The organism is Sphingobium fuliginis (genome assembly GCF_015074805.1).
In the GTDB taxonomy this organism is placed as follows: domain Bacteria; phylum Pseudomonadota; class Alphaproteobacteria; order Sphingomonadales; family Sphingomonadaceae; genus Sphingobium; species Sphingobium fuliginis.
On sequence record NZ_CP060035.1, the window covers coordinates 3323240 to 3347561 of the forward strand.

Here is a 24322-nt window from a genome sequence, read left to right on the forward strand (position 1 = left end):
GGAAAAGGGTGTCGCGATCGACGTCGCAGCCGGCGCGGCCCATGTGAATCGCGGCAGGGCCCCAAACGCGATTCCAGTCCCCAGCGTACTGCGACGCGTCCAGCTCATGTAAATCTCCCAATCAGATGCCCAAGAGCACCCTATCGAACCAATTTGTCGGAGTAAACTATGAATCTTATCGGAGTAAATGTCGAGGTCCAGGCGCCACCTCGGTTCGACATGGACCGTTCGTCGGGTGCGATATTTGCCGCATATGGCGGATCACACACCATCGTGGCTGCGCATATACAAGCCCGTGCTTATGCTGGTGCAGCACGGCCATTACCTTATTCAAATCCTGGTGCGGCGAGATGCTGGCTTGTGAACCATAACAGTGAAGGATTGGGTATCGTCGGGGTCCGTCTCAATGTCGCTCAGCACGATAAGGCGCTGCTTCGCCGCCGGCGACGCGGCGGAAGGCGGTGGGGGAGAGGCGGCGGGCAAATCGACGGAAAAGCTGGCAAATCGACGGGAAAGATGGTCGCTGCAACTGCGGCCAATGCGGCAACAGCTTTCACGCGATCCGGTCCCGGTTCGCGCGGGCGGTCGTTCGATGTCGGCTTTTGACCATCATTCCATAACGCTCAGAACGGTTACCGACTTGGGCGGCAATGTCACTTTCAACCGGCCGCCGATCACCTTGGCGGCGCTTGGCTGCGGCTTGACCATGTCGGGCTTGTCATAGCTGTTGACCGCATCGACCCGTGATGCGGTCAGCACGGTACCCGATGCCTTGCGCGCGCGGATGCCCGCCACCGCCGCATCGATGGAGGCGGCATTGTTCGGGTCGACGTTGGTGAGCGCGATCCACAGCTTCCCGTCGGCGCCGCGCGCCGCAATCGCATCGATGCGCGGCACGCTTACCTCGCCGAACCTGTATGTTCCCGCGTCGAAGCTAATCGGCAAGCGGGTGGCGTTCTGGAACGGCACATACATTTTGAACAAGTGATAGGTGGGCGTCAGCACCATCTTCGGCCCGTCCGTCAGGATCATCGCCTGAAGCACGTTCACCATCTGGGCGATGGCGGTCATGCGGACCCGTTCGGCATGGCGGACGAACATGTTGAGGTTGATCGAAGCGATGATGGCGTCGCGGATGGAGTTCTGCTGATGCAGGAAACCATCCTTGCTGCCTGGCAGCTTCGCGAGCCAAACGCCCCACTCATCTATGACCAGCGGGACTTTCTTGTCCGGATCGTATTTGTCCATCACCGCTGAGTGAACGCGGATCATCTCCTCCATCTTCAGCGTGTCCTTGATGAGCATCGCATATTCGCGCTCGCCAAAGTCGATGCTGGAAAAGGGCGGGGGCCAGCTGATCCAGGTATAGTTGTGCATCGACAGCCCTTCGATGCTCCAGCTCCAGTCATGCGCCTTCCATGCCTTCATGACGGCTTCGGTATAGGCCGTGTCCAGTCCGCCGGGCCCAACCGCGATCCGTTGCATCGGGTCCGATCCGGCTACCGAACCGCCCGCAGGATTGTCCGTGCCCTGCTGTTCGAGGTTGAGGTTACGGGCGAAGCGAGCGTAGCGCTTCATTTCATCGACATAATAGTCGGGCGTGTACGCGCCGCCACAACTCCAGCTTTCGTTCCCAAGACCCAGAAATTTGACTCGGTAGGGTTTGGGATGGCCATTGGCTGCCCGTTCCGCCCCCGCCGTCGTGCCGCGATCAGCGGTCATGTACGCGAGCCAGTCGGCGGCTTCCTTGACGCTGCCCGATCCCATGTTGACCGATATATAGGCTTCGGCCCCGATCTGGTCGATGAAGTCGAAAAATTCGTCCGTGCCGAAATCATTCTTCTCCAGCGCGTTGCCCCAGCTGCCGTTCACCGTCACCGCCCGCTTGGCGCGAGGACCGACCCCATCGCGCCAATGATATTCGTCGGCAAAGCACCCGCCCGGCCAGCGAACGCTCGGAACCTTCAATTCCTTCAGCGCCTGAACCACATCGCTGCGAATGCCACGCACATTGGGTATCGGCGAGTCTTCGCCCACCCAGACGCCGCCATAGATGCCTGTTCCCAGATTTTCGGCAAACTGACCGAAGATGTCGCGCTCGATGGTCGGTCCCGTACCGTCGGCGGCGACCGTCATGGCGACAGATGCCGGTTGCGCCAGAGCCGACGCCGGAACAGCGGCTACCGCCAACGCCAGCGTGAGATTTAGCTGCACCCTTCGACCCTCCCGCCGCCTATCCAATATTCAGACATGCCGCTGTAAGAGATTACTCCGACTATTTCTAGGAATATCTTCACTCAGCGCTGGGGAGGGCGCCGTCAAAGCTAAGTGGCAGCGGGTAAACAGACGGCGTGAGCAGCCGCCCCAAGAGCCCGTTCCGATACTTCAACTCGTCGCCCGAGGTGATCCGCCTCGCTGTGCTCATATATGTCCGCTAAACTTCAAGACTCGCGATTGCGTGCAAATTGAGGAACGGGAAGAGGCGCGACCCACGGCAGCCGACGGGTGATCCAGTTCTCATATTGCGGCACGAGACCCGTAGCGTCGTCGAAGCTCGCGACGGGAAGCTCGATCTCATCGCCGGCAAGGTTCACGAACCGAGATCCGCATGTAGGGCAATGTAGCCGATAATAGCCGGGGCTGCTCTCCCACGCCGCATATGGACCGCAAAGAGCGACGGCCGCGCGGGCAAAGACGGCAAAGGCAAGATAGGGTGCGCCATGCGCTCTCTGACAAACAAGGCAGTGACAAAGGCCCACACGTGACGCGTCACCTCGGGCTATGAACCTCAATGCGCCACAGGCGCAGCCACCTGAACGTTCCATAGTTGCTGTTGTCATGCGCGAACAACACGCAGCCACGGGGAAAGACCCAGGCCGATCGGTTGAAAGACGACCTTGCGTCCATCGACGGCGGAGAAGAGCGAGAGTTCCTCGCCCGCTGTCGGGCAGATAAAATCATGCGCCATATGTCATGTAAGGGCCGCTTTTGCTGGGTCGATCGCCCGTCTTGGCTAATCCTGCTGTTGCAGGCGTAGGGCGAGCTCCAGTTCGTGTCACGAGCCAAGATTCATTCTCGAAGACTGGACGCCACCGCTCGTGCCATTGTGTCTCTATTATTCCAATCGCCGGAATTCCTCCGCGGCCTTCCAGGCATTCATCGCGCTGGCGCGCGACTTCGCCGCCGGACGGCTCACACAGCCTTGAGCCTGCTGGTGTAGGTTCGGGCAGCGTGCAGCTAAAGGGCCGTTTGACAGGCGGAATATTAGAGGTGACTTTCCAGTTCGGAAAACGGTCGCGAGAGGATCTGGTAAAGTTCGTTGGCAGCAAAGCCTGCGGCAATGAGAGCAAGGACTACGAACACACCAAATTGGAATGCCGCTGACCAACGTCGGCTATTCTCCAATTGGCGCGCAATGCGCGCATCTGCGTCCGCTCTTGGCTGAGCCCGGCGTTCATAGGATGATTCGGGATCATTCGCAGATCGGGGACGGGAAGCCAGGCGCGGTTCATTGATTATGGCAGCGATGTCGAGCCTGCCCTGCGCCTGAATCCCGAAAAAGCGATCTTTCCGCCAGACGACCCGCCCTATAATCGTCAGTCGCCCACGCCGTATCTCTACATAAGTGCCGCGCTCGGGGGTTTCGTCAGATGCCACGAGTGCGCCACCCGAGGACAGATTATGGATGACCGCTTCGACCCAGGATTCGCCCAAGCGCATCCTCGCCGGAATCAACACCGGGTGACGTGTCTCACGAGGTTTGTAGCCAATCTGTAACGCCTTGAGCACGCGACAGCCCTCTCCCAGATCTGTCGCTCCTAAACTATCATGGTGAAAAGAATGCTAAGACGGAGCGATTACAGCTTTGCTTCCGGGAGCATGGCGTCAGGGCACGGTGCATCACCCTCCACCAGTTCTGGGCGATGACACGGTGATGCTCGTTTGATGCAACCGTCCGGCGAGAGATTTTCGCCATTCGAGAATGGTTATGAGAAGGCCTTCACCTACTCAAGACATGATCCTCTGCAGACAAGCGGTGGTCATCCATGAAGTACTGACATTCTCGCGGGCCGAGAGCGTTTTGATGTCGACGGGATCGTCCCGCAGGATTTTCCACCAGCGATGGGCTTTCACGATCAGCCGCACGAGCGAGAGGTCCATGCGATCGGCAGTCGGTGCATCTCCATCATGGACCAGTCGCAGTGCCCGTCCCGATCTGGTCAGGCGTACGTCGCATCTGAAGCTGACCACCCGGCTTTCAGTGCCGTATCCGCTGCCAGCATCTGGCGCCAGAGCCCGGCAGCGGCAGTCCATGGTGATCCCGTCGCGGCCTACTTCAATTCTGGCCAGAAGGCTGCGGAGAGTGTCGCTGTCCCGCCGTCTCACGGATCCGGCCAGCGTCTCGATGCCGGCGACGAATGCTGGCAGGTTGGCGCCATCGATGAGCATGCCGATGTTGATGGCGAACTGCAACGGATACCTGCACAGGGTCGGGAGCTTCTCTACCACGATATTCTCCAGTTCCCGGGCCGGGATGTGCATGCCTTCGCTGCTTTCCCCATGCTGGAGTGCCCGGCTGACATAAGAGCATCTGATGGCGACGAGTTCGCGTTGGACTGACAGCACCGTCTGGAAAAACGCCTCGCACGGCCGCGCTGGCAGAATGCCGTCCTCTGGTCAGGCTGAAGGCGTCACCGAACCGCTGGGTCCGTGCCACGTCATCGATTGCCGGGCATGGCCCCGAGTCGTGGGCCGGTGAGATTCGCGTTATGCCCGCCTGTCAGGTGCCCCGGGACACCATCAGGCCTTTTCCAAGGTGCACTGGAGCGGGTGCTGGTTCTGGCGGGCAAAGTCCATCACCTGATTCACCTTGGTTTCCGCCACTTCATAGCTGAAGATTCCGCATACGCCGACGCCCCGCTGGTGGACGTGCAGCATCACGCGCGTCGCCTCCTCCATGTCCATGCGAAAGAATTGCTGGAGAACGTGCACGACGAATTCCATCGGCGTGTAGTCGTCGTTCAGCATCAGCACCTTGTAGAGAGAGGGCTTTTTCGTCCGGGCGCGCGTGCGCGTGGCGATGCCGACATTGGGGCCGCCCGGGCCGTCGCCCTGGTCGTCCTGATCCTTGTCCGCCATCACCGCGGGATATGCCATCATCGAGAAGCTGTTCATGATGGGGAAGGATATGGCTATTTGCTCTTGCATGGCAAGGGGTCCGACGGGGCGTAAACCATCCTTCCGGGTGGGAACGGCCTGGGGGAGGGGGGAACGGGGTGGAAGGCGGCGATTCTGTTCCACGTTCTGGCCTGGGGGCTCCGCGCTCCTGCTCCCGGCGGATCATCGCACCGTCTGAACCGGCCCTGCCGACTGTAACCTCCCGGCCACGGCTGGCGAAAAAACATCCTATTGCCCGGCCTGGCACCGCTTTCATCCTGTCCTACATCCCCGCGGTCAGCCTATTCCGCTCCCTTCTTTGAAATGTCGGACCCATTACCCGGGCGGCTACGCGCGCTCGCGCGCATGCGCGCATATGGTGTGAACTTCGGCGTAAAACGGCGCTTTTCCGTCGCCTTCCATCGCCAATCGCCAGATTTTGCGTGACAGGGGGCCTCCAAATCTGTAGGGGCGCCCGCAGCAGACCCCCGGCAGAAATGTCGATGGTCTTCCGTCCGAGACAGTCGGTGAAGGGAATATGCCCTTCTTAATTTCCGGCCTAGACGGGGAAAAGTTCTTTACCGGCCGGGCCTTGCCTGTCCGGGTCTGCCTGTTCTCCCTGAGGGATGCGGGCCAGTCGATCTCTCCCCTTCGGACCAATGCCCCGCGATTCGTCGCGGGTTTTTGCCGTCCACCGGATTTTCCGGCGGACATGAAGTGGAGTAAAGGCATGGATCGTAATCAGAAAGCTGAGGTCGTTTCCGCGCTGAACGCACATCTGGCCGAAGTCGGCGTGGTCGTCGTGACCCGCAACCTCGGGCTGACGGTCGCCCAGTCGACCCAGCTGCGCCAGAAGATGCGCGAAGCCGGCGGCACCTACAAGGTTACGAAGAACCGCCTCGCCAAGATCGCCCTTGAAGGCACCGACTATAGCGGCATCAGCGACCTGCTGACCGGTCCGGTCGGGCTCGCTTCCTCGGCCGATCCGGTCGCAGCCGCGAAGGTTGCGGTCGAATTCGCCAAGACCAACGACAAGCTTGAGATCGTTGGCGGTGCGATGGGCGAAGTGCTGCTGAACGCGGAGGGCGTCAAGGCGCTCGCCTCGATGCCGTCGCTGGATGAACTGCGCGCGAAGCTGGTCGGCCTTCTGGTCGCCCCGGCTACCAAGCTCGCAACCGTCACCCAGGCCCCGGCTGCCCAGCTCGCGCGGGTCTTCAACGCCTATGCGGAAAAGAACGCGGCCTGATCGCCGCGGGATTTCCCAGAATATTGTTTTCAACTCTCGTTTAAGGGGCTCATGCCCCGCCCAGAAGGGAATAGGTAAAGTAACATGGCAGACATCAATGCTCTGGTCGACCAGCTCTCGGCCCTGACCGTCCTCGAAGCCGCTGAGCTCTCCAAGGCTCTGGAAGAAAAGTGGGGGGTTTCGGCCGCCGCTGCCGTCGCGGTTGCCGCTCCGGCCGGTGGCGCTGCCGGCGCTGCTCCTGCTGAAGAAGCCAAGGACGAATTCGACGTCGTCCTGACCGGCGACGGCGGCAAGAAGATCAACGTCATCAAGGAAGTCCGCGCCATCACCGGCCTGGGCCTGACCGAAGCCAAGGCTTTGGTCGAAGGCGCGCCGAAGGCCGTCAAGGAAGGCGTCGGCAAGGACGAAGCCGAGAAGATCAAGAAGCAGCTGGAAGAAGCCGGCGCGACCGTCGAACTCAAGTAAGTTCGGTCGAGCCCCGCGCAGGCGGGGCTGCTTTCCGGCTATGGCCGGAGGAAATCGGGGCGGTGCCTTTGGCGCCGCCCTTTTTCTTTTCCCTGGGCAGAATTGGTGAGGGAATGTCGGTTGCTGCGGTTGGGCGCATCATACCCCCGCCTTCGCAAGAACGCGCTGTACTTCCAGGAAAGCTGAAGGGCAGCAGCCCACCCCACATCCTCATTCCCCGCGCGGCCGGCAAGAAGAGTTGGCGTCCCGCCAACCATCCTTCGCTGCCGCTAGAGCAGATTTCGATCCGATTGCATCGGCTCGACTGCTCTAAGTTTTTGTTTTGTCGCGTTTTCCGAGTCAGCAGATGATTCCATCTGCTTGGAAAACGCTCTAGACCCGATCCGCCTGCACCACCGTGTCGAGGCCGCGCAGGGCGGAGAGGATGCGGTTCAGATGCTGGGCATCGGCGACTTCCAGGTCGATGATGTCGGTGTGGAAGGGGCCTTCGCGGTTCACCAGTTGCAGGTTGAGGATGTTCGCCTTGGTCGCGCCGAAAACGTTGGTGACGGCCGCCAGCGCGCCCGGCTGGTTCTTGACTATCACCTGAAGCCGTGCGGTGCCGCCCTTGGACCTGCTGTCCCAGCTTAAATCCACCCAGTCGTCATCCTGTCCCGCCTCCAGCGAACGGCAATCGATGGTGTGGACCTCGATCGGTTCGCCGGTGCGGCGGACGCCGACGATGCGGTCGCCGGGGACGGGGTGGCAGCAGTCGCCCAGATTATAGGCGATGCCGGGCGTCAGGCCGCGGATCGATACCGGGGCGTGCTGGCGCGGATGGGCTTCCTCCATGCCCTCCACGCTGGTGGAGCCGGGAATGAGCGCCTCCATCACTTCCGAATCGAGCAGGCGATGGGTGGCGATGGCGACCATCAGGGATGCGCGGTCGTCCAGCTTCAGGCGCTTCAACGCCGCCTTCAATGCCTTGTCGCCCAGTTCGCTCGCCAGTTCGGGGGAGAAGCGGCCGATGATTTCTTCATAGAGCTTCTCGCCCAGAGCGACTTCCTCGCCGCGCTGCTTCTGGCGGATATAGCGGCGGATGGCGGCGCGGGCCTTGCCGGTGATGGCGAAGGTCAGCCAGCCGGGCTGCGGCTCCTGTCCTTCGGATTTCAGGATCTCGACCTGATCGCCATTCTCCAGCGTCGTGCGCAGCGGCACGACCCGGCCATTGACCTTGGCGCCGACCGTCTGGTTACCGAGCGAGGTGTGCACGGCATAGGCGAAGTCGACCGGCGTCGACCCCTTGGGCAACTGGTGCAGCTCGCCCTTGGGGGAAAAGGCGAAGATGCGGTCCTGATACATCGCCATGCGGGTATGTTCGAGCAGTTCGTCCGCATCCTGGCTCTGCTCCAGGATTTCGACCAGGTCGCGCAGCCAGGCTGCATGGTGGTCGGTGGCGTCGCCCTTCTGCTTATAGGCCCAGTGCGCGGCGAGGCCGAGTTCGGCGTCATGGTGCATGTCGCGGCTGCGAATCTGCACCTCGATGCGGGCATTGTCCTGATGGATGACGGTGGTGTGCAGCGAGCGGTAGCCGTTGCGCTTGGGCGTGGAGATGTAATCCTTGAACCGCCCCGGCACCATCTTGTAGGTCTGGTGGATGACGCCCAATGCGCGGTAGCAGTCCTCCGTCGTCTCGGTGATGACGCGGAAGGCCATGACGTCGGTCAGTTGCTCGAAACTGATATGGCGTTCCTGCATCTTCTTCCAGATGGAATAGGGATGCTTCTCGCGGCCCGAGACCGTGACCGGCAGCCCCTTGCCGCCCAGCAGCAATTGCAGTTCCGCGCCGATCCGGTCGACCTTGTCATGGCCGCCTTCCTTCAGCTGCTCCAGCCGCTTGGTAATGCTGTCATAGGCTTCCGGTTCCAGTTCGCGGAAGGCCAGGAGCTGCATCTCCCGCATGAAGTCGTACATGCCGATCCGCTCCGCCAGCGGGGCATAGATGTCCATCGTTTCCCGCGCGATGCGGCGGCGCTTCTGCTCATTCTTGATGAAGTGCAGCGTGCGCATGTTGTGCAGCCGGTCGGCGAGCTTCACCAGCAGCACACGGATGTCGTCCGACATGGCGAGCAGGAATTTGCGCAGATTCTCCGCCGCCCGCTCATTTTCGGACATGGCCTCGATCTTGCTGAGCTTGGTGACGCCGTCGACCATCCGGGCGACGTCCTTGCCGAAGGCGTGCTCGATCTCCTCATAGGTGACGAGCGTATCCTCTATCGTGTCGTGCAGCAGCGCGGTCACGATGGTTTGATCGTCCAGGTTGAAATCGGTCAGGATACCGGCGACTTCGATGGGATGGCTGAAATAGGGGTCGCCGCTGGCGCGCTTCTGAGACCCGTGCTTCTGGACGGAAAAGACATAGGCGCGGTTGATCATCGCTTCGTCCGCATCCGGATCGTAGCGCTTTACCCGTTCAACAAGTTCGTATTGGCGTAGCATCCTGTTGCGATTGTCCGCGATGCCCCTTGCTGTGCAACAAAAAAATCCCATCTTAGGTGAATAGCGATGCGCTTTTGCAACGCGGGTGGCTTTGAGCTATCAAATGAAGACGATGACACATAATCTGGCGCAGGATCTGGAACAATGCGCGCTGCCCAGCGCATTGGAGGCGATGGGAGAACGCTGGTCGTTCCTCATCTTGCGGGGCGCTCTGTCGGGAATCCGGCATTTCGAGGAGTTTCAGTCGACCCTCGGCATTGCCCGCAACATCCTGGCGAATCGGCTCGCGCGGCTGGTGGAAAACGGCATCATGGTGCGTCAGCCGATGCAATGCGACCGGCGCAAGGTGGAATATCGCCTGACCGACAAGGGACAGGATCTGGCGCCTGCGATGATCGCGCTGCGCCAATGGGGTGAGAAATGGGGCTGCGGTCCCATCTCCTGCCAGGTGCTGGCCGACAGCCGCGACCGGCAGCCGATCCGCAAGATGACCATCCAGGCCCATGACGGCCGCGCGCTGGAGCCAAGCGATCTGATCTGGTTGTGCGTCGATGAGGAGACGCCGGTGACTCAGGAAGCGGCGGCTGCCTGACGATAATGCGCGCTTTGAATCGGTCGGCCATGCTGAATTCGTTCCAGCATGGCGGGTCCCCTTTGTGTTTCATTTTTTCATCGATCACGTACCGGCCGCAAAAAACCGGTTCCCACTTTTTTGCCTGATGCTTTAGGCTGGCGATAATGTCGGTTCATCGTTTCCAGCCCCAGCCTTTCTTCGCGGACAAGAACCGCGCCTTCTGGAACCTCCAGTCCGTGGGGTGGGCCGGCGCCTTCCTGTTGCGCGGTTCCTCGACCATCGCCAATGGGCAGCCGCTTTCCAGCCTGATCCCGGTGATGATCTCGACCGTGTCGGGCTATTCGGTGACGCTGCTGATCGCGGTGGTGTTCCGCTTCCTCCAGCGGCAGCGGCCCATCGTGACCTGGGGCGCCTCCATCGTCACGGTGGTGGTCGCGGCGGGGCTGGTGGCGTTCATCGACGCCTGGGTGTTCTCCACCCAGAATCGGGGCAGCGACACGGCGGGGCTGCAACTGTTCCTGGGCGCCTTCTACCTCAGCATGACATTGCTGGGGGCATGGTCTGCGCTTTATTATGCGATCAACTTCTACCTGACGGTGGAGGAGCAGGCGGACCAGTTGCTGCGGCTGGAGAATCAGGCGTCCAGCGCGCAACTGGCGATGCTGCGCTATCAGCTCAACCCGCATTTCCTGTTCAATACGCTGAACTCGATCTCGACGCTGGTGCTGCTGAAGCAGACCGACCGGGCTAATGCCATGCTGTCCCGCCTGTCCTCCTTCCTGCGCTATACGCTGATCAACGAGCCGACCGCGCAGGTGACGATCGAGCAGGAGATCGAGACGCTGAAGCTGTATCTGGAGATCGAGAAGATGCGGTTCGAGGATCGGTTGCGGCCGGTCTTCAACATCGATCCGGCGGTCTCGCAGTCGCGCCTCCCCTCTCTCCTGCTGCAGCCTCTGGTCGAAAATGCGATCAAATATGCCGTGACGCCCAAGGAAGAGGGCGCGGAAATCTCCGTCACGGCGCAGCCTGCCGGTGAAAACGTCCGGATCATCGTATCCGATACGGGTCCGGGATTGAATGAGGGGTTCACCCGCCCGAACAATCCGGCCAGCGAAGGAACGGGCGTCGGTCTGGCGAACATCCGCGACAGGCTGATTCAGGCCTTCGGGGAACGACAGAGCTTCGAAACGCGTTCCACGCCTGGCGGCTTTTCGGTCCTGATCGAAATGCCGCTTAACCTGGATGAACCATCGAGAGTGGCCGCATGACCATCAGAACAATCCTCGTCGACGACGAAAGCCTGGCTATCCAAGGCCTCAAGCTGCGTCTGGAAGCGCATGAGGATGTCGAAATCGTAGAAACCTGTTCCAACGGCCGGGAAGCGATCCGCGCCATAAAGACGCATAAGCCCGACCTTGTGTTCCTTGACATTCAAATGCCCGGTTTCGACGGATTTTCCGTCGTGCAGGGGCTGATGGAGGTCGAGCCGCCGCTTTTCATCTTCTGCACCGCCTATAGCGACCATGCGATCCGCGCCTTCGAGGCGCAGGCGGTCGACTATCTGATGAAGCCCGTCGAAGAAGGCCGGCTGGCCGACGCGCTCGACCGGGTGCGGCAGCGGCTTTCGGAAAAGCGTCAGGTGCAGGAAGTGGAAAAGCTGCGCGAAGTGCTGGCCGAGGTTGCGCCCGATGCGATGAACGATTTTTCGGGCGATGGCGACGCGCCTGCCGCCAATCGCTTCGAAAAGCTGATCAACATCAAGGATCGCGGGCAGATTTTCCGCGTCGATGTCGATTCGATCGAGCGGATCGACGCGGCGGGCGACTATATGTGCATTTATACCGCCGACAATTCGCTGATCCTGCGCGAGACGATGAAGGATCTCGAAAAGCGGCTCGACCCCCGCAATTTCCAGCGCGTGCACCGCTCGACCATCGTGAATCTGAGCCAGGTGCGGCAGGTGAAGCCGCATACCAATGGCGAATGCTTCCTGGTGCTGGAATCCGGCGCGCAGGTGAAGGTCAGCCGGTCCTATCGCGATGTGGTGGCGCGGTTCGTGCATTGAGTTTCGGCCGCGCAGGCGGTCCCCCTCGAAGGCCGACAGGCTAGTTCTTCACCGGAACACCCATTGCCTGTTCAGCCCGAACACTACGGCGGGCGTCACGAACAGCATGGCCGGGATGGGCGACCATTCCGGCCAACGCATATGGGTGACGCACAGCCACACCCATAGCGCGTTCAAGGCATAGCTCACCAGCGAGACCGCGAAGAAGCGGATGCCGCGGGCCGCCTGATTGTCGCGGCTGCCATGGCCGCGGAAGGTGAAGCTGCTGTGCGTGACATAGCCGATCGCCACCGCCGCCAGATAGCCGACGCCGTTCGCGACCTGGGGATGCAGGCCGACCGGCGCGGCCAGGGTCCAGTAGATCGCGGCCTGACAGGCGGTCACGAACAGGCCGGTCAGTCCGTAGCGGACGATCTGCCAGAACAGGGCCTGTTTTTCCGGTGTGAGGATTCGGAGGATTTTCATGTGCCCCGTTGCGCTTTGATGCGGAGCCTCTAATGGCTTTCCGGTTCGGATTGAACCGGAAAGCCATTGGCATCTTTGTTTTCCGGGATTTCCGAGCCGCCAGATGTTCCATCTGGCTCGCAATCCTTCTAATCGAGCCACCATGAAACTGCAAAGCTGGTCTGTCCTGCGCGCTCATGTCGCCCCTTTCGCGGCGCAATTCTCCGGCTATGCGGAGCGCAACTGGAAGTGGCTGACCGTCCTGCTGTGGATCGGCGCCATGGCCTATATGATCGCCACCCGCTGGCCGCAGATCCATTGGCTGACGCTCAGCGATACGGACGACAATATCCGTTATCTGCAGGTCAAGGACTGGCTGGCCGGGCAGGCATGGTACGACCTGCGGCAATATCGGCTGGATCCGCCCGCCGGGTTCAATATCCACTGGTCGCGGCTGGTGGACCTGCCGCTGGCGGCGCTGATGCTGTTCTTCCGCGCTTTCCTGGACCAGGGGCTGGCCGACCGGCTGGCCTGCGGCATCGCGCCGATGCTGCCGATGCTGCCGCTGATGCTGGGCCTTGGCTTCATCGCGCGAAGGCTGGCGGGGGGGAATAGCTGGTTCCTGGCGGCGGTGGCGCCCTTCGCCGCGCAGATGGGCATCAGCATGTTCCTGCCGATGCGGATCGACCATCATGGCTGGCAACTGGCCTTCACCGTCCTGATGCTGGCGGGCGTGGTCGACCGCAACTGGCTGCGCGGCGGCATCGTCGCGGGCGTGAGCAGCGCGCTGTCCATCGCCATCGGCATGGAAATGATCGTCTATCTGGCGGCAGGCGGCGCGCTGATCGCGATGCGCTGGGTGTTCAAGGACGGCGCGGCCCGGCGGATGTTGCCCTATGCGATCAGCCTTGGCGGAGCGACGTCGCTGCTGTTCGTGCTGTTCGCCAGCTACGCCAACCGGGAAATGGTATGCGACGCAATCTCGCCCATCTGGGTGGCGATCTTCGCGGTTGTGTCGGCCGGGATGGTGCTGCTGGCGCTGCTCCCGCTCAAGAGCTGGCCGGCGCGGCTGGGCGCGGGGGTACTGGTCGGGGCGGCGGTGGCGGCCTTCGCCTGGACGAACTGGCCGCAATGCCTGTCGGGCGCCTATCAGATCTCGCCCGAGTTGGAGAAGCTGTGGCTGGTCAATATCCGCGAAGCCAAGCCGATCACCGTGCAGGCGCGCAGCCTGGTGGTGCCGTTGATGGCCATTCCGGCGGCTGGCCTGATCGGCCTTCTCTGGGCGCTGTGGGACGCGCGCAGGGACGCCGACCGGCTCTGGGCCTGGGCCACCGTAGGCCTGATGATGCTCTTTTCCACTGCGCTGCTCTTCTGGCAGCTTCGCGCCGGACCGGCGGCGCAATTGCTGGCCATACCGCCCGCCGCCTGGGCCGCCTATCGGTTGCTGCGCCTGATCGCGACGGGACGGCCCGCCGCCCGTCTGGCCGCCGCGCTGGGCGCGGCTGTGCTCGCCGGGGCAGCCTTTGCAACGCCGCTTTATCCGCAGGTGAACCAACTCTGGGTCAAGGCGACGGGCGAACAGCCCAAGCCGCAAAAGCCGACGGCACAGCTGCGTCGCAAGGCCATCGACAAGGCCAATGGCCGGTGCCGCACCCTGCCGGCGCTGCAGGTGCTCGACCAGTTGCCGCCCGCCACCATCTTCACCATGGTCGACCTGGGACCGCGCCTGATCGTCGCGACGCACCACAGCGCCGTGGCCGGCCCTTATCACCGCAACGGCGCGACGATCCTCGACATGCACCATGCCTATGACGGCCCTGCCGACGCGTTCCGGCCGATCGCGGCGAAGCACCATGCCACCTATCTGCTGGTCTGCCCTGGCTTTCCCGAGGGCACCATCTATCAGTCGCGCAGCCCCAGGGGCTTTTATGCCGGGCTGATGCGGGGCGAGGTGCCCGGCTGGCTGAAGCCGGTGCCGTTGAGGACGGGGATGACGCTGCCCTACACGCTCTACCGCATCGACTATTCAGCGCCGGGCGAGAAAAAAAGCCTTGAGCAGCGTTGATGCTTCCGCAGCGGCGAGGTCGCCATAGACCTCTGGCCGGTGGAGGCATTGGGGTTGGGTGAAGAGGCGGGGCCCCTGTTCGATCGCGCCGCCCTTGGGGTCCGCCACGGCATAATAGAGGCGGGCGATGCGGGCGTGCGAGATCGCTCCGGCGCACATGGCGCACGGCTCCAATGTTACCCAGAGGTCGCAGCCGGAGAGGCGGAAGTCGCCCAGATGGATTGCCGCGGCGCGGATCGCGACCATTTCGGCATGGGCGGTGGGATCATTGTCGCGCCGGTTGCGATTTTCCCCTTCACCGATGATGCGGCCGTCGAGGGTGACGACCGCGCCGATGGGCACCTCTCCCGCTCTGGCGGCGGCATAAGCGAGATCGAGCGCACGCCGCATCGGATCGGGCAGGGGGAAGGGCGAGGACATGGCTTCGCCCATACAGGATGACGGGGCTTTGGGGGAGGGGCTGTAATGCCTCGCTATCCCGCTGTCAGAACAGGCCTCAGGGCTTCTGTACGTCCACTGTCGGCAGTTCGACCGTCTCCTTGCGTTTGCCGACCTCGACCCTGGCCACGCTGGCCTCATATTTGGGCAGGGAGCCGCCCTTGACCGCGATTTCCGGCAGCCGTCCCTCCTGCGTTTTCTGCAGGTCGATGAAGCCGGTGGCAATTCCGCCGGCCAGAACCAGCAGCACGATCAGCAACAGGCCACCAATGAATCGCATTTCCGCCTCCTTTGGCTTATGGCCCGTCAACGCTCATGAGTCGGAAAGGGTTGCGGCCCCGAAAGGCGCTGGGCGGGTTGACGAGCGTCGAAAATCCCGTTATCGGCGCCGCTTTCCGAACGAACCCGAATTACAAGGTTGATTGACTATGTCGCGCATTTGCGAGCTGACCGGCAAGGGCCGCCAGGTGGGTCACAATGTTTCCCACGCCAATAACAAGACCAAGCGTGTGTTCCTGCCCAACCTGCAGAACGTGTCGCTGATCTCCGAAGCGCTGGAAACGACCGTGAAGCTGCGCGTGTCGACCCATGGTCTGCGTTCGGTCGAGCATAATGGCGGCCTGGACAACTGGCTGCTGAAGACCAGCGACGACAAGCTGTCGCTGAAGGCTCGCCGTCTGAAGCGCGACATCGCGAAGAAGAAGGCCGCCGCAGCGGCCTGATTCGGTTCGCTTCGTTCGCTTGAAAGAGCGGCCTGGCAACAGGCCGCTTTTTTGCGTTTGCATGGATGGTGGGGCTGGCTGATTTAAACAATCCGAGCCCATGCACCCTAAAAGGGTTTGCCCCAGAATTTGGCGACCTTCGGATCGCTGGCGCAGGAAGCGCGCAGCGCCTGCCATTGTGCCTGGTCCAACGCCGGGCGGTAGGATGTCTCCGGCTTCACGGCAGCGTCGAAGCGGCGGCGGCGTTCGGCGGAGAGGGGATGGGAGGAAAGCCAGCTTATCGCCCGCGCTTCCGTGCCCTCGTCCTTGCCGCCGATCCGGTCAAAGAAGGCGGCCGTCGCGGCAGGCGAAATCCCGGCGCCGCGCATCTGGTCAATGGCGACGCCGTCCGCGGCGCTTTCCGCGCCGCGGCCATAGCTCAGCGACAGCACGCCGTTCAGATAATTGCCGGCATTGCCCCCCGCGCCGCCCAGCACGACGCTGAGGCCAAGCTGGCGGATGAGGCCTGTCATCGTGTCGCGGTGGCGCACATGGCCCAGTTCATGGCCGAGCACGCCCGCGACTTCATCGGCGGACTTTGCCTGCTGGACCAGGCCATCGAAGAGGATGATCCTTCCCCCCGGCAATGTCACCGCATTCACCATGGGAATGTTGGCGAGCGAAATGTCGCGGGCCTCATGGCCGGGGTCGATCCGCGCCGCCAGCCGTTCGAGCGCGGCATCGCCTGCCGGTGTGTGGCAGAACCGCCCGCCGAAATCGCCCACCATGGCATCGCCCATGCGGTTCTCCCAGCTTTGCGGGACGAGCGGGGCGATGACGGCGGGTGCTTCGAGCGCCCCCCAGACGATGAGCGCGGCGGTGACGGTGAAGATTCCCGCCGCCGGCCACAGGCCGAAGCGATCGATCCAGCGGCCATAGCGTTCGCCCGTCGGCAGATGGGGCGCTATGTCGGGAGGCGCTTCGCCGGAAAAGCCCAGGCGCCAGCCGGGGATCGCCTTATGGCCATAGGCCGAACGGTCGTCCTGCAGGCCGATGACGGTGAGATCGCTCCAGTCTATGGGCGGGCCTGCCCAGCCGCTCTCCGGCTCCTCCAGCACGAAGCCGGTGCCGGCGGTACGAAGCAGGACATTGCGTCGGACCGCCGTCGCGCCGTCATAATGCCAGAGCCGGAAGTCCGACATGCGGTTCAGAAAGCGCCGACGTCCAGCGCGTCGAGCAGGCCCTCGCCATGGCGGCTGGTCTTCGTCTGCGACTGTGTGAGTTCGTCGGTATAGATCGTGCCGGTCACGCCCATATGGGTCACGAAGAACTTCCAGTGCCGGTATTGCAGGAAGATCGACCCGATGCCGATCGTGCAGAGGACCAGCGCAATGTCACCCAGGAACAGCCATATCCAGTCTTTGGTCCGCGCGTAGAAATGGAAGTCGAGGCCCGTGAGCGACAGCCCCTCCACCGCTTCACGGAAGAAACTCGCGTAGAAGGCGAGCGCGATGAGGCCGAGACCCAGATAGAAGGTCAGCACGAACGCGATGATGCCGAAGATGGCCCCGGCCATGCGGGAGCCGGCACCGTCCTGTCCCGGAAAGCCCGCCATCGCGACCATTGCGCCTCCGCCCACGAACAGCAGGATCGGCAGGAGGTAGAAGAGCAGGAAGCGCCGGAAGGTCGGGCCGTGATCGCCTGCCGATTCGAAACTGTGCGGGCCGAAGCTCATCTTGTTCCAGCGTTCGTTCCACAGCGACATCATCGACCAGGGGACGAGCAGGCCCAGCGCCAGGCTGCCCACCGCCGACTTCCACATATAGGAAATGCCGTAGCCGAAGCCCTGATCGTCGCTGCCGCCCCGGATGCCGTGCCACCATGTCCGGCTGAGCCGGTAGCGCAGCGCGCGGAAGCGGGCGAGGCCGACCATGTAGAAGATCGTCACGAACGCCGCGAGCGTCAGTATCGCGGCCATGCCCCCATGCCCCTGAAGGACGAGGGCCTGCGCGCCGAACTGAAGGAAGAGGAACGGCAGGCCGATCAGCGCCAGCACCATCAGGAAGCCGAGGAACAGTTCCTTGCCCGTTCCCGTCCATTCCAGCCGGTCGTCGATGAAGCGCGTGTTCGCCCAGAGATAGCGCCGCGTGCGCGTTGTCGCCCAGAAGCGGTATATGCCCAGCGTGACGATCGTCAGCAGCAGGTTGGTGAAGGCAATGGGCGCATAGTCGCGCCAATTGCCCTCAAAAGCGAAGCCGTCGCCGCCAATGCGTTCCTGATCCATGATGCCCCCCTTGGTCCCCGGTGGGAGAAGACTATGCCGGGGACCGTTGGTCAAGGGGTTTCATGGCCATATGGAATGCTATCCCCCTGAAATCACGCGGATCGTCATTTTTTACGGCCGATCAAAAGCTGGCGTAACGCTCATTGCCGATGAAGCCGAGCTTCGTCACGCCTGAGCGGCGGATGTCGGCCAGCACCTCATCCACCGTCACGTAACGCGCGCCGGCATCGGGCTGGAACTGGAGTTCCGGTTCGGCAGGCAGGCGCAGCGAGGCGGCGAGATATTGGCGGAGCGTCAGCCGGTCGACGGCCCCGCCGTTCCAGCGGATAGTGCCGTCGGCGTCGATGCCGACCTTGTTCTTGACCGTGTCGACCGGCGGCGGCGTCAGTTCCTTGGGGGTTTGCGGCAGGTCGACGCCGACGCTGTGCGTCTGGATCGGGATCGTGATGATGAACATGATCAGCAGCACCAGCATCACGTCGATCAGCGGCGTTGTGTTCATGTCCGACATCGGCGTTTCCCCGTCGCCCGGCCGGGGTCTTGCGAAGCTCAAGGCCATATGCATCCCTCCTGTTGAAATAATGATATAACAACACATGTATCATGCGCTGATCGCAATGCGCTGGCAAGAGGGCTTCTATTGACAGGGCGGGCGGCCCATTTATGGGGAAGGCGCGGCCTTTTTCGGCTGCGCGATCCGCCATTTCAACAGAAAGACCCTCCGTGTCCGCCATGCTCAAGATAACCCTGCCCGATGGTTCCGTGCGTGAAGTCGCGCCCGGCACTACCCCGGCGGACATTGCGGCGGCGATCGGGCCGGGGCTGGCCAAGGCGGCCATCGCCGCGCGGGTCGATGGCGAACTGCGCGACATCATGCGGCCGCTGGAGGCCGATGCGCAACTGGCGCTGGTGACGTCGAAGGATGAGGCCGATGCGCTGGAACTGGCGCGGCACGACTTCGCCCATGTGCTGGCCGAAGCGGTGCAGGCGCTGTTTCCGGGGACGCAGATCACCTTCGGCCCGGCGACGGACGATGGCTTCTATTATGACTTCGCGCCCCCCGTCATCGAAGGAAAGCAGCGGCCTTTCACGGAGGAGGACCTGCCCGCCATCGAGGCGAAGATGCGGGAGATCATCGCCGCCGACAAGCCGCTGCGCCGCGAGGTGTGGAAGCGCGAGGACCTGATCGCGCGCTGGCGGGCCGGGGGCGAGACGTTCAAGGCCGAATGGGCCGCTGAGCTTCCCGAGGGCGAGGAACTGACCGTCTATTGGTCGGGGGGCGACTGGCTCGACATGTGCCGGGGGCCGCATCTGGCCTCGACAGGCAAACTCGATCCGGCGGCGTTCAAGCTGACCCGCGTGTCGGGCGCCTATTGGCGCGGCGATCAGAAGAATGCGATGCTGAGCCGCGTCTATGGCACCGGCTGGCTCAACAGGAAGCAGCTCGACGCGCATCTGACGCGGCTGGAAGAAGCGGCCAAGCGCGACCATCGCAAGCTGGGCGCGGAGATGGACCTGTTCCACCTCCAGCAGGAGGCGCATGGATCGGTCTTCTGGCACCCCAAGGGCTATATCATCTGGCGGGCTCTGGAAGCCTATATGCGCCGCGCCATCGACGATGCGGGCTATCGTGAGGTCAAGACGCCGCAGGTGATGGACGCGCGCCAGTGGGAAGCGTCCGGCCATTGGGGCAAATATCGCGAGAATATGTTCGTCATCCCCGACGAAGTGCCGAATGTCGAGGATGAAGGGCCGCTGGTGTCGGACGATGCCGACTGGATGGCTTTGAAGCCGATGAACTGCCCGGCGCATGTCCTGATCTTCCGTCAGGGGATCAAGAGCTATCGCGACCTGCCGCTGCGCTTCTACGAGAATGGCTGCTGCCACCGCAACGAGCCGCATGGGGCGCTGCACGGGCTGATGCGTGTGCGCCAGTTCACGCAGGACGACGCGCATATCTTCTGCCGCGAGGACCAGATCGTGGAGGAAGTGCGCGCCTTCTGTGCGCTGGCGGATCGGATCTACAGGGATTTCGGCTTCACCTATTCGATCAAGCTCGCCCTGCGCCCCGAAAAGCGCTTCGGCAGCGACGAGATGTGGGATCAGGCGGAAAATGAACTGCGCGACGCGGTGGCGGCGGCGGGGCTCAACACGCCCGAATATGGCTGGGAGGAACTGCCGGGCGAAGGCGCCTTCTATGCGCCCAAGCTGGAATGGCATCTGACCGATGCGATCGGGCGGACCTGGCAGGTGGGGACGATCCAGTCGGACCGGGTATTGCCGGAGCGACTCGACGCCTCCTATGTCGGTGAAGATGGCGAGCGGCACCGGCCGGTGATGCTCCACCGCGCGATCTTCGGTTCCTATGAGCGGTTCATAGGCATCCTCATCGAACATTATGCGGGCCGTTTCCCGCTCTGGCTGGCGCCGGTGCAGGCGGTGGTGGCGACCATCGTGTCCGATGCGGACGGCTATGCAGGCCAGGTGGTGGAGAAGCTCCGGGCGGCTGGCATCAGGGCCGAAACCGACGTCCGCAACGAGAAGATCAACTATAAGGTGCGCGAGCACAGCCTTGCAAAAGTGCCGAATCTGCTGGTCGTCGGCCGCCGGGAGGCGGACGAGGGCACGGTGGCGCTGCGCGAGCTGGGCAAGGAGGGGCAGAGCGTCCTTTCTGTCGACGACATCATCGCCCGTCTTGTAAAGGAGGCGAAGGCACCCGATATGCAGTGAGGCAGCAATGCCACATGGGGCCGGCAAATCCGCGATTGCGGGCTTGCCGCCCCTTTCGGCTTTGCGCTAAAGGGCCGCCAGAGTCGATCGATCAACTACCATAGGAGAAGCCACTATACGTCCCCCGATGATGCGCCGTCCCATGGCGCCGCCGCCGAAGTCCGGTCCCCGTTACAACGAGTTCATCAACGTGCCCAAGGTGCGCGTGATCGATGACGAAGGCGAAAATCTGGGCGTGATGTATACGCAGGAAGCGATCGAGCGCGCCTATGAGATCGGGCTGGACCTGGTCGAGGTGTCGCCCAACGCCGACCCGCCGGTGTGCAAGTTCCTGGACATCGGCAAGTACAAATACGAGGCGCAGAAGAAGGCGAACCTCGCCCGCAAGACCCAGAGGACGCAGGAGATCAAGGAGATCAAGATGCGTCCGAACATCGACGATCATGATTATGATACGAAGATGAAGAAGGTCCACGACTTTATCGGTGAAGGCGACAAGGTGAAGATCACCCTGCGGTTCCGTGGCCGTGAATTGTCGCACCAGCAGCTTGGCATGCAACTGCTCCAGCGCGTGGCGGAGAATGTGGGCGAGATCGCGAAGGTCGAAGCCTATCCGCGTATGGAAGGCCGACAGATGCTGATGGTGCTGGCGCCGAAATAAGGTCGCCATTCTTCGGTGACATTGGTCGGGCGGGGTCTGGAAGCAGGCTCCGCCCGAACTGTCTGTGGAACAGGTTCTGGTCAGTTGCGAATGTTAATCCTCCTCATCTGAAGATGGGGGAGGGGGCCCTGCCTAAGTCTGGCGCAGGGGAGCGCGACAGGCGCCCCCTCTCGCCGGTGGGAAGGGCTGCGTCCAGAACGGCACTTGCATCCACCTAACCATAAGCGGGTGCGGATGGCCTCTCCGCCCGCTGGATCTGGTCACGGCCTGACTTCTTTGCACGGTAGAGCGCCTCGTCGGCCTTGCCGATGGCGGCCATCACCGGCCCGCCGCGCCATGCGCATAGCCCGGCGGAGAAGGTGATCGGCTGCTCGTTCGCCGTGCCCACGGGCTCCCGCCGCATCCGTTCCGCAATGCGGGCCAGCGACCAGCTCGCCTCATCCTCCATCGCGTCCTGATAGAAGATCGCGAACTCCTCGCCACCCCAACGGGCGATGATGTCGATGCGGCGGGTCTGGGACGACAGGCGCGTGGCGAAATCGGCCAGGACGCGATCGCCCGCGTCATGGCCGAGCATATCGTTGACCTGCTTGAAATGGTCGAGATCAATGATCGCGATGCAGCCCCTGCGCTTGGCGAGCGGGAGCGCGTCGAGTTGCGCCAGGAACCCGCGCCGGTTGGCGATGCCGGTCAGCGCGTCCTCATTGGCAGCGATGTTCAGTTCGTCGATCTGTTCCCGCGTCGCGGCGGCGGCTCCGCGCACGCCGTGGAAGAGCCTGGAAATAATGTCCCCCACTTCCGGCAAGGTCGCCCCACCGCCTTTCCGGCCGGGCTGCCCCACCGGGTTCAGCGCATCCGCCAGCGCATGGATCGGGTCCAGCAGGGCGCCGATGCCCATCAGCGCCCCGGCCGCGCCCGCCATGGTCGCCAAAGTCAGGACTATGAACTCCGCCCAGGCGATACGTCCTGTTGTCGCGCCCCAGACGATATAGCCGAGCAGCGGCAGGTGGGTGGTCACGAAGCAGAGGGTGAAGAGGCGAAACCGCAGGGAGCGGGGAAAGATGAAGGAGGTCGCGAGGTAGAATTGCATCCCGGGGCCCTGTCATTGAAATGGGGGCCAAAATTGGGACGGCGTGTAAAGGCGGGATGAAGGAAGAGGGTTAACGCCTGGCCCGTGGACGAACCGTGCCGTGCATGAGTCGAACGGTTAACGGGAGGCGCCCGGCACCCATTTCACATCGTCCGCTCCATTGCCGTTGAGGCGCCGGGCCAGCACGAAAAGCAGGTCGGACAGGCGGTTGAGATAGGCCAGTGCCTGCGCATTGAGCGCAACGTCGGCCGCCGCGGCCGTGGCGGAGCGTTCGGCGCGGCGCGTGACGGCGCGGGCCAGATGGACGGCGGCGGCAGCAGGCGACCCGCCTGGCAGGACGAAGCTGTCCAGTGGCGCCAGATCGGCGTTCATCGCGTCGATCTGCCGCTCCAGCCGCTCGACCTGGGAGGCGACGATCCGCAGCGCCCAGGGAGCGTCCTCTCCCTCCGGCAAGGGCGTGGCGAGGTCTGCGCCCAGATCGAACAGGTCGTTCTGGATCGTCGTCAGCCAGCCCGCCTCCGGCCTGTCGTTCATGGCGACGATGGCAAGCCCGATGGCGCTGTTCGCTTCATCGACATCGCCCACCGCCTGCATGCGCGGGGCATGTTTGGGCAGGCGCGACCCGTCGACCAGGCCTGTCGTCCCCGCGTCCCCGGTACGGGTGTAGATCTTGTTCAGCTTCACCATGCCGGGCGGGACCCTCAGCCGTTGCCCTTCATCAGCAGCAACAGCGCCACGATGATCACCGCCACTGCCTGGAACAGGATGCGGTTCATCATCATCCTGTTCTGCTTGAGGCTGGATGGGCTCGGCCCCCCCTCGGGCGAGTTCAACTGTTCCTTGGTCGCCTGAAGAAAGGCGACGATCCCCCGGATCAATGCGAACAGGGTGGCGCCCATGGCCAGGATCAGGGCGATGACGAGCAGCGTGTTCATGCCCTGAATCTAGGCGCTGGCCGGGGAAATGCCAATCGGAAAGCGTGCATGGCGCAGATCGTCGGCCAGTCGCCGTGGGTCCATGCCCCCCGCGCGCAGATCGGCGAGGGCGATCGACCCGTCGCGCTTGGCGAGCCGCCGGCCGTCCGGCCCGACCAGCAGGGGATGGTGGACATAGATGGGGGACGGAAGGTCGAGCAGCGCCTGGATCAGCCGGTGGATGTCGGTCGCGCTGCGCAGATCGTCGCCGCGCAGCACATGGGTCACGCCCATCGCCGCATCGTCCAGCGTGCAGGACAGATGATAGCTGGCGGGAGCATCCTTGCGCGCCAGCACCACATCCCCGGCGGCAAGCGGCTCGGCGCTGATGCAGGACGCCGCTTCCTCCCTGGGCGGAAAGGGCAGGGCGCGCCAATGCAGCGGGCCTGCCCGTGCGGCAGCCCGCGCCATGTCGATCCGCCAGGCATGCGGCTCGCCCAATGCGATCCGCCTTGCCCGTTCCGCATCATCCAGCCCGCGGCATGTGCCGGGATAGACGGGCCCCTCCGGCCCGTGCGGCGCAGTCGTGCTGGCGGCGATGTCGGCGCGGGTGCAGAAGCAGGGATAGAGCAGCCCCATGGCCTCCAGCCGTTCCAGCGCCGCCTGATACCGGTCCAGCCGCGCCGACTGGAAGACGATGTCCCCATCCCAGGCGACGCCCAGCCAGCGCAGGTCCTCGATTATGCCGGCGACATGCTCCGGCCGGCTGCGGGTGCCGTCTATATCCTCGATCCGCAGGAGGAAGTATCCGCCGCGCGTCCGGACCAGGTCCATGGCCAGCAGCGCCGACCAGGCGTGTCCGACATGCAACCTACCCGTGGGGCTCGGGGCGAAGCGAGTCACCATATGCTGTGGCTGCGCCGATTGAGTCATACAGGCCCTTGACGGGATAGGGGTGTTAATGCTGTCATGCTGGCGTCACGTTTCTGATCGATCAGGACGGTGGC

The 24322-nt window shown here is 63.0% G+C and carries 25 protein-coding genes and 1 pseudogene; 10 read left to right on the plus strand and 16 right to left on the minus strand.

Annotated features, from left to right (window positions below; genetic code table 11):
- Positions 1 to 609: 609 nt before the first annotated feature.
- Together H5V43_RS16065 and H5V43_RS23935 are read right to left on the minus strand one after the other, a co-directional pair.
- On the minus strand, positions 610 to 2136 hold the full coding sequence (locus H5V43_RS16065) for an alpha-N-arabinofuranosidase (protein ID WP_025551859.1): 1527 nt from the start codon (positions 2134 to 2136) through the stop codon (positions 610 to 612).
- 305 nt (positions 2137 to 2441) lie between these two features.
- The gene (locus tag H5V43_RS23935; RefSeq protein ID WP_083198969.1) at positions 2442 to 2840 is read right to left on the minus strand and encodes a GFA family protein; all 399 of its coding nucleotides are present in this window, start codon (positions 2838 to 2840) and stop codon (positions 2442 to 2444) included.
- A 231-nt stretch (positions 2841 to 3071) separates the two neighbouring features.
- Between H5V43_RS23935 and H5V43_RS23670 the strand changes: the two are divergent.
- A pseudogene (locus H5V43_RS23670) lies at positions 3072 to 3206 on the plus strand (LysR family transcriptional regulator); the annotation flags it as partial.
- A 58-nt stretch (positions 3207 to 3264) separates the two neighbouring features.
- Here H5V43_RS23670 and H5V43_RS16075 read toward each other — a convergent pair.
- From H5V43_RS16075 to clpS, 3 genes are all read right to left on the minus strand, one after another.
- A complete protein-coding gene (locus tag H5V43_RS16075; RefSeq protein WP_128830876.1) occupies positions 3265 to 3789 on the minus strand; it encodes a PilZ domain-containing protein in 525 nt (174 codons plus the stop codon).
- A gap of 219 nt (positions 3790 to 4008) precedes the next feature.
- Positions 4009 to 4542 carry a hypothetical protein gene (locus tag H5V43_RS16080; protein ID WP_025551858.1) on the minus strand — a complete coding sequence of 178 codons (534 nt, stop codon included), beginning with the start codon at positions 4540 to 4542 and terminating at the stop codon, positions 4009 to 4011.
- Positions 4543 to 4800: 258 nt separating this feature from the next.
- A complete protein-coding gene (clpS, locus tag H5V43_RS16085; RefSeq protein WP_244968633.1) occupies positions 4801 to 5160 on the minus strand; it encodes an ATP-dependent Clp protease adapter ClpS in 360 nt (119 codons plus the stop codon).
- A 727-nt stretch (positions 5161 to 5887) separates the two neighbouring features.
- On the opposite strand from clpS, the gene rplJ reads away from it, so the two are divergent.
- Both rplJ and rplL read left to right on the plus strand, forming a co-directional pair.
- The gene (gene rplJ, locus H5V43_RS16090) at positions 5888 to 6403 is read left to right on the plus strand and encodes a 50S ribosomal protein L10 (RefSeq protein ID WP_025551854.1); all 516 of its coding nucleotides are present in this window, start codon (positions 5888 to 5890) and stop codon (positions 6401 to 6403) included.
- Positions 6404 to 6487: 84 nt separating this feature from the next.
- Positions 6488 to 6868 (plus strand): 50S ribosomal protein L7/L12, encoded by a 381-nt coding sequence (gene rplL, locus H5V43_RS16095; RefSeq protein WP_007687446.1) that lies wholly within the window; start codon positions 6488 to 6490, stop codon positions 6866 to 6868.
- Between the two features lie 372 nt (positions 6869 to 7240).
- Here the strand turns inward: rplL and H5V43_RS16100 are convergent, their stop codons facing one another.
- Positions 7241 to 9346, minus strand: a complete 2106-nt coding sequence (locus tag H5V43_RS16100) for a RelA/SpoT family protein (protein WP_044661528.1) — start codon at positions 9344 to 9346, stop codon at positions 7241 to 7243.
- Positions 9347 to 9458: 112 nt separating this feature from the next.
- Here H5V43_RS16100 and H5V43_RS16105 point away from each other — a divergent pair, with 112 nt between their 5' ends.
- The 3 genes from H5V43_RS16105 (at position 9459) to H5V43_RS16115 (ending at position 11988) form a co-directional block, all read left to right on the plus strand.
- Positions 9459 to 9938 (plus strand): winged helix-turn-helix transcriptional regulator, encoded by a 480-nt coding sequence (locus H5V43_RS16105; RefSeq protein WP_025549937.1) that lies wholly within the window; start codon positions 9459 to 9461, stop codon positions 9936 to 9938.
- A 146-nt stretch (positions 9939 to 10084) separates the two neighbouring features.
- Positions 10085 to 11191, plus strand: coding sequence for a sensor histidine kinase (locus H5V43_RS16110; RefSeq protein ID WP_025549936.1), 1107 nt, complete (start codon positions 10085 to 10087; stop codon positions 11189 to 11191).
- Positions 11188 to 11988 carry a LytR/AlgR family response regulator transcription factor gene (locus H5V43_RS16115; RefSeq protein ID WP_020821166.1) on the plus strand — a complete coding sequence of 267 codons (801 nt, stop codon included), beginning with the start codon at positions 11188 to 11190 and terminating at the stop codon, positions 11986 to 11988. Before H5V43_RS16110 ends, H5V43_RS16115 begins: the two co-directional genes overlap by 4 nt.
- Before the next feature lie 48 nt (positions 11989 to 12036).
- Here H5V43_RS16115 and H5V43_RS16120 read toward each other — a convergent pair whose 3' ends face one another.
- Complete coding sequence (locus tag H5V43_RS16120; RefSeq protein ID WP_061936530.1) at positions 12037 to 12453, minus strand: GtrA family protein; 417 nt, start codon at positions 12451 to 12453, stop codon at positions 12037 to 12039.
- A gap of 142 nt (positions 12454 to 12595) precedes the next feature.
- Here H5V43_RS16120 and H5V43_RS16125 point away from each other — a divergent pair, with 142 nt between their 5' ends.
- Entirely contained in the window at positions 12596 to 14497 is a 1902-nt protein-coding gene (locus H5V43_RS16125) for a hypothetical protein (RefSeq protein WP_025549935.1), read from the plus strand.
- Here H5V43_RS16125 and H5V43_RS16130 read toward each other — a convergent pair.
- Positions 14459 to 14917: a nucleoside deaminase gene (locus H5V43_RS16130; protein WP_025549934.1), complete on the minus strand. Its 459-nt coding sequence runs from the start codon at positions 14915 to 14917 to the stop codon at positions 14459 to 14461. The two genes, H5V43_RS16125 and H5V43_RS16130, sit on opposite strands and share 39 nt — an antisense overlap.
- Positions 14918 to 14993: 76 nt before the next feature.
- On the minus strand, positions 14994 to 15215 hold the full coding sequence (locus H5V43_RS16135; protein WP_025549933.1) for a hypothetical protein: 222 nt from the start codon (positions 15213 to 15215) through the stop codon (positions 14994 to 14996).
- Between the two features lie 148 nt (positions 15216 to 15363).
- Between H5V43_RS16135 and rpmB the strand changes: the two genes are divergently transcribed.
- Positions 15364 to 15657 (plus strand): 50S ribosomal protein L28, encoded by a 294-nt coding sequence (rpmB, locus tag H5V43_RS16140; protein ID WP_025549932.1) that lies wholly within the window; start codon positions 15364 to 15366, stop codon positions 15655 to 15657.
- A 107-nt stretch (positions 15658 to 15764) separates the two neighbouring features.
- Here the strand turns inward: rpmB and H5V43_RS16145 are convergent, their stop codons facing one another.
- From H5V43_RS16145 to H5V43_RS16155, 3 genes are all read right to left on the minus strand, one after another.
- Positions 15765 to 16838 (minus strand): M48 family metallopeptidase, encoded by a 1074-nt coding sequence (locus tag H5V43_RS16145; protein WP_025549931.1) that lies wholly within the window; start codon positions 16836 to 16838, stop codon positions 15765 to 15767.
- 5 nt (positions 16839 to 16843) lie between these two features.
- Entirely contained in the window at positions 16844 to 17920 is a 1077-nt protein-coding gene (locus tag H5V43_RS16150; protein ID WP_025549930.1) for a YjgN family protein, read from the minus strand.
- Positions 17921 to 18041: 121 nt separating this feature from the next.
- Complete coding sequence (locus tag H5V43_RS16155) at positions 18042 to 18479, minus strand: ExbD/TolR family protein (protein ID WP_025549929.1); 438 nt, start codon at positions 18477 to 18479, stop codon at positions 18042 to 18044.
- 173 nt (positions 18480 to 18652) lie between these two features.
- Between H5V43_RS16155 and thrS the strand changes: the two genes are divergently transcribed.
- Together thrS and infC are read left to right on the plus strand one after the other, a co-directional pair.
- Positions 18653 to 20650: a threonine--tRNA ligase gene (gene thrS / locus H5V43_RS16160; protein WP_025549928.1), complete on the plus strand. Its 1998-nt coding sequence runs from the start codon at positions 18653 to 18655 to the stop codon at positions 20648 to 20650.
- A gap of 127 nt (positions 20651 to 20777) precedes the next feature.
- Positions 20778 to 21311 (plus strand): translation initiation factor IF-3, encoded by a 534-nt coding sequence (gene infC, locus H5V43_RS16165; protein WP_013039295.1) that lies wholly within the window; start codon positions 20778 to 20780, stop codon positions 21309 to 21311.
- Positions 21312 to 21525: 214 nt separating this feature from the next.
- Here the strand turns inward: infC and H5V43_RS16170 are convergent, their stop codons facing one another.
- From H5V43_RS16170 to gluQRS, 4 genes are all read right to left on the minus strand, one after another.
- The gene (locus H5V43_RS16170; RefSeq protein ID WP_025549927.1) at positions 21526 to 22401 is read right to left on the minus strand and encodes a GGDEF domain-containing protein; all 876 of its coding nucleotides are present in this window, start codon (positions 22399 to 22401) and stop codon (positions 21526 to 21528) included.
- A gap of 117 nt (positions 22402 to 22518) precedes the next feature.
- The gene (locus H5V43_RS16175) at positions 22519 to 23088 is read right to left on the minus strand and encodes a cob(I)yrinic acid a,c-diamide adenosyltransferase (protein WP_025549926.1); all 570 of its coding nucleotides are present in this window, start codon (positions 23086 to 23088) and stop codon (positions 22519 to 22521) included.
- 14 nt (positions 23089 to 23102) lie between these two features.
- Positions 23103 to 23336 carry a twin transmembrane helix small protein gene (locus H5V43_RS16180; protein WP_025549925.1) on the minus strand — a complete coding sequence of 78 codons (234 nt, stop codon included), beginning with the start codon at positions 23334 to 23336 and terminating at the stop codon, positions 23103 to 23105.
- A 9-nt stretch (positions 23337 to 23345) separates the two neighbouring features.
- Positions 23346 to 24221: a tRNA glutamyl-Q(34) synthetase GluQRS gene (gene gluQRS / locus H5V43_RS16185; protein ID WP_244968634.1), complete on the minus strand. Its 876-nt coding sequence runs from the start codon at positions 24219 to 24221 to the stop codon at positions 23346 to 23348.
- Between the last annotated feature and the right edge of the window lie 101 nt (positions 24222 to 24322).

What these genes read in the sequence shown, in the direction of transcription:
- thrS (WP_025549928.1), top strand. Translation starts at nt 18,653, where the DNA reads ATGCTCAAGATAACCCTGCCCGATGGTTCCGTGCGTGAAGTCGCGCCC.
- H5V43_RS16170 (WP_025549927.1), bottom strand. Translation starts at nt 22,401, where the DNA reads ATGCAATTCTACCTCGCGACCTCCTTCATCTTTCCCCGCTCCCTGCGG.
- H5V43_RS16110 (WP_025549936.1), top strand. Translation starts at nt 10,085, where the DNA reads ATGTCGGTTCATCGTTTCCAGCCCCAGCCTTTCTTCGCGGACAAGAAC.
- rplJ (WP_025551854.1), top strand. Translation starts at nt 5,888, where the DNA reads ATGGATCGTAATCAGAAAGCTGAGGTCGTTTCCGCGCTGAACGCACAT.
- H5V43_RS16080 (WP_025551858.1), bottom strand. Translation starts at nt 4,542, where the DNA reads ATGCACATCCCGGCCCGGGAACTGGAGAATATCGTGGTAGAGAAGCTC.
- H5V43_RS16180 (WP_025549925.1), bottom strand. Translation starts at nt 23,336, where the DNA reads ATGAACACGCTGCTCGTCATCGCCCTGATCCTGGCCATGGGCGCCACC.
- rpmB (WP_025549932.1), top strand. Translation starts at nt 15,364, where the DNA reads ATGTCGCGCATTTGCGAGCTGACCGGCAAGGGCCGCCAGGTGGGTCAC.
- H5V43_RS16155 (WP_025549929.1), bottom strand. Translation starts at nt 18,479, where the DNA reads ATGGCCTTGAGCTTCGCAAGACCCCGGCCGGGCGACGGGGAAACGCCG.
- H5V43_RS16175 (WP_025549926.1), bottom strand. Translation starts at nt 23,088, where the DNA reads ATGGTGAAGCTGAACAAGATCTACACCCGTACCGGGGACGCGGGGACG.
- H5V43_RS16135 (WP_025549933.1), bottom strand. Translation starts at nt 15,215, where the DNA reads ATGCGATTCATTGGTGGCCTGTTGCTGATCGTGCTGCTGGTTCTGGCC.
- H5V43_RS16115 (WP_020821166.1), top strand. Translation starts at nt 11,188, where the DNA reads ATGACCATCAGAACAATCCTCGTCGACGACGAAAGCCTGGCTATCCAA.
- H5V43_RS16150 (WP_025549930.1), bottom strand. Translation starts at nt 17,920, where the DNA reads ATGGATCAGGAACGCATTGGCGGCGACGGCTTCGCTTTTGAGGGCAAT.
- H5V43_RS23935 (WP_083198969.1), bottom strand. Translation starts at nt 2,840, where the DNA reads ATGACAACAGCAACTATGGAACGTTCAGGTGGCTGCGCCTGTGGCGCA.
- H5V43_RS16130 (WP_025549934.1), bottom strand. Translation starts at nt 14,917, where the DNA reads ATGTCCTCGCCCTTCCCCCTGCCCGATCCGATGCGGCGTGCGCTCGAT.
- H5V43_RS16145 (WP_025549931.1), bottom strand. Translation starts at nt 16,838, where the DNA reads ATGTCGGACTTCCGGCTCTGGCATTATGACGGCGCGACGGCGGTCCGA.
- H5V43_RS16100 (WP_044661528.1), bottom strand. Translation starts at nt 9,346, where the DNA reads ATGCTACGCCAATACGAACTTGTTGAACGGGTAAAGCGCTACGATCCG.
- H5V43_RS16065 (WP_025551859.1), bottom strand. Translation starts at nt 2,136, where the DNA reads ATGACGGTCGCCGCCGACGGTACGGGACCGACCATCGAGCGCGACATC.
- clpS (WP_244968633.1), bottom strand. Translation starts at nt 5,160, where the DNA reads ATGATGGCATATCCCGCGGTGATGGCGGACAAGGATCAGGACGACCAG.
- gluQRS (WP_244968634.1), bottom strand. Translation starts at nt 24,221, where the DNA reads ATGGTGACTCGCTTCGCCCCGAGCCCCACGGGTAGGTTGCATGTCGGA.
- H5V43_RS16105 (WP_025549937.1), top strand. Translation starts at nt 9,459, where the DNA reads ATGACACATAATCTGGCGCAGGATCTGGAACAATGCGCGCTGCCCAGC.
- rplL (WP_007687446.1), top strand. Translation starts at nt 6,488, where the DNA reads ATGGCAGACATCAATGCTCTGGTCGACCAGCTCTCGGCCCTGACCGTC.
- H5V43_RS16120 (WP_061936530.1), bottom strand. Translation starts at nt 12,453, where the DNA reads ATGAAAATCCTCCGAATCCTCACACCGGAAAAACAGGCCCTGTTCTGG.
- infC (WP_013039295.1), top strand. Translation starts at nt 20,778, where the DNA reads ATGATGCGCCGTCCCATGGCGCCGCCGCCGAAGTCCGGTCCCCGTTAC.
- H5V43_RS16125 (WP_025549935.1), top strand. Translation starts at nt 12,596, where the DNA reads ATGAAACTGCAAAGCTGGTCTGTCCTGCGCGCTCATGTCGCCCCTTTC.